The organism is Mycobacteroides franklinii, from assembly GCF_002013895.1.
Classification (GTDB): Bacteria; Actinomycetota; Actinomycetes; order Mycobacteriales; family Mycobacteriaceae; genus Mycobacterium; species Mycobacterium franklinii.
Genome location: NZ_MAFQ01000017.1, coordinates 15617 through 18654 on the forward strand (window position 1 = coordinate 15617; position 3038 = coordinate 18654).

2 protein-coding genes are annotated in these 3038 nt (G+C 60.1%); one reads left to right on the plus strand and one right to left on the minus strand.

All coding sequences use genetic code 11. From position 1 onward, the window contains the following. The first annotated feature begins 34 nt into the window (after window positions 1–34). Complete coding sequence (locus B4393_RS23745; RefSeq protein WP_078336225.1) at window positions 35–1177, plus strand: Rieske 2Fe-2S domain-containing protein; 1143 nt, start codon at window positions 35–37, stop codon at window positions 1175–1177. Window positions 1178–1181: 4 nt separating this feature from the next. Here B4393_RS23745 and B4393_RS23750 read toward each other — a convergent pair whose 3' ends face one another. Beyond that, on the minus strand, window positions 1182–1940 hold the full coding sequence (locus B4393_RS23750) for a GAP family protein (protein ID WP_078336226.1): 759 nt from the start codon (window positions 1938–1940) through the stop codon (window positions 1182–1184). Between the last annotated feature and the right edge of the window lie 1098 nt (window positions 1941–3038).

Sequence of the window (3038 nt, forward strand, 5' to 3'; positions counted from 1 at the left end):
CAGTATGGAAATGAGTCAGCGAAAGGACAGCCCCATGCAGTCTGACGATGCGATTCGCGAAATCTATAGTGGCGCACCGATGAACAGGTTTGCCCGGGGATGGCACTGCCTGGGTCTGGCCGAGTCGTTCCATGACGGCCAGCCGCACGGTATCGAGGCGTTTGGCACCAAGCTGGTGGTGTTCGCCGATTCGCACGGCGACGTCAAGGTGCTGGACGGATACTGCCGGCACATGGGTGGCGATCTGTCGCAGGGCACGATCAAGGACGACAACGTGGCCTGTCCCTTTCACGATTGGCGTTGGGGCGGTGACGGTAAATGCAAGCTGGTGCCATACGCCAAGCGCACCCCGAAGCTCGCGCGTACGCGCAGCCGGCCCACTCTCGAGGTAAACGGTCAACTGCTGGTGTGGCATGACCCGGAGGGCTCCGTGCCGCCACCCGAGTTGGCCCCACCCACGATTGTCGGCTATGAAGAGGGGAAATGGTCTCCCTGGCAATGGAATTCGATTCTGATCGAGGGTTCGCACTGCCGGGAGATCGTGGACAACAACGTCGACATGGCGCACTTTTTCTATATTCACCACGCCTATCCCACGTATTTCAAGAATGTCATCGAGGGGCAGACTGCCAGTCAGTTCATGGAGTCCAAGCCGCGTCCCGACTACGTGCCAAACCCTGAAAAGCTTTGGGAAGGAACGGGTGTGCGGTCAGAGGCCACGTACTTTGGGCCGGCGTACATGATCGACTGGATTCACAACGACCTCGGCCCCGGATTCACCGTGGAAGTAGCGCTCATCAACTGTCACTATCCGGTGACGCACGATTCCTTCGTCTTGCAGTGGGGCGTCGCCATCCAGGAGATGCCCGAGCTGCCGCCCGACAATGCGCGCAAGCTTGCCGCAGCGATGGCCAAATCTTTCGGCGACGGGTTCTTGGAGGACGTCGAGATCTGGAAGAACAAGACGCGCATCGACAATCCCTTGCTCACTCAGGACGACGGTGCCGTGTACCAGCACCGCCGCTGGTATGAGCAGTTCTACGTGGACCTGGCCGATATCACCCCGGACATGACGGAACGGTTCGAGATCGAAGTGGACACCACGCATGCCCATGACGTGTGGGTGCACGAGGTCGAAGAAAACCTCGCGGAACGCGCCGCCGCGGCGTCGCACTGACGTCTCAGCTGGCGCCCACCCCTTCGGCCAGCTGCGAAACGCCGACCACCGCCAAGAGGGTCACCATGATCTGCCAACGGTAGGTCCGTACCCAGTCGTGTAGTCGTCGCAGCGCGGTCTCGGTTCTTGCGGGTGCGGCCACGTAGCCGATGAGGATCATCTCGACGACCGCGTACATCACGAGAATGAAGGCGACAGAAGCGCTTATCTGGGCGTCGATATCCGCCCGTGACGCCACGACGATGGCGAGGATGATGAGGATCCCGTCCACCGGTACCGACACGAGGCCGATCACCCACGCCACCCACAGGGCGCCGTTGTCCCACGCGTCGTGAATGCGATGCAGAAGACGCCGGGGTCCTGATGCCGCGGCGGCAGGGGCATCCCCGTCGCGGCGCAGCAGCCGGGGAATTGTGAACGTCGTGTCCATCTCTGTCTGGCTGGCTCTTTGACGCATGAGGGACCGCAGGAGAATCACCCCGGCGATCGTCAACCCGAGCACACCCACGCCGATCTGGATATGCCCCAGGGTGGCGCTCCTGGCCGCGGTGGCCGAACCGGGTGAGAACGACCCGAGCACGGGGGTGAAGTGCAACAGCATCACGGGAACGAGTAGTTCGGGAACGCACACGGTGAGACAGCCGAGCCAGTAGGCGAATAGATTCGGCCCGGGGCGCGGGCGCGAGATCATCAGGAGTGCAAGGCCCAGCCGTACCGGGTTGAGTGCGGCCAGCATGGCCAATCCCAGCACCGATCCCCACATAGCCGAATTAGTGCCTGTGCTCGTGGGAGTCCGGGTTCCGGTGGTCGCGGATCATGGCGCCCAGCATAACCATAGCGCCATTTTCGTTGGGTGCGAATCCTGCCGCTGCACAACAGTTTCCCGCCGACTTCTATGTCGTTAGACAGTTGTTGGGAATGCGGCTTCGCGACGTAGCCCGCCGTACAACCTGCTGCCGGTCGGTCTCAATGGCCTCGAACGAGGGACTCTGTCGAGCAGCTACAGTTAAACGAGGGTTGTTACCCGTGGCAGCCATGTCCCAGGCCGTTATCGAGCAAGCATCTGTGTGCGTCGGCATCTTCCCGATCTAGCTCGGCGCTCAAGTGGCGCACGGCCTTTCCCAGATATTACCAGGGGTGAATAGCCTGGCTGTAGTGCAAGGGGACCTGGTGCTGTCACACTCGCTCGCGCACTTCCGGGTCACGCCAGTGCCTGCCGATCCGGGTGGGCTTGTACGCAACAAAGATCCGGACCTCAATGGGCAACGTTGAGCGGACTTTTTCAGCAAACATTTGAAGTGGCTTACTTGGGGTGGAAACGAGGCGGTGGAGCCCACTGGATGACCTCAATGGGAGCGCTCGTTGAGAGTTGTAGTTTTGCTGGCCAATGAGACGCGTGATTACTGCGGGAACCCGTTATGTAATAACGAAATTCTGGATAACGCCAGATGCCTCAACGGCCCGTTGAAAGTCTGTTAACAGGCCGTAATCGGGATGCGGAATGGTCGCCACGGGCTGCTTCAAAGCTTCGAATTACCTGTAGCTCGCCTGAAAGTTTCGCAAATTTCTGACGGGGTACAGCCAGTAGCTGTTAAATCTTCAGATGATGACTTCAAGATCCAGACCAAGCGCATCGTGCGTGTGGGCCGGATGACACGTCGGTCCGCATAAGCGATTAGTCATGCAGTGCTGCAACTGTATTCGGGTCGCGTGTAGCGCTATCGAAGTTAGTTGTCTCGATATGAAGGGCGAATAGCGGGAGCTCGATCCGTTCGGGGATGGCAGGTGCAGGGCAGCGCACGCCGGACCGGCGATGTGCAGACAGCCTGAGCACGAATGACGGTAAAGCTGGGAGGACTCA

Bases quoted from the DNA above. Each gene is read 5' to 3' on its own strand.
- B4393_RS23745 (WP_078336225.1), top strand. From the start codon at position 35: ATGCAGTCTGACGATGCGATTCGCGAAATCTATAGTGGCGCACCGATG.
- B4393_RS23750 (WP_078336226.1), bottom strand. From the start codon at position 1,940: ATGTGGGGATCGGTGCTGGGATTGGCCATGCTGGCCGCACTCAACCCG.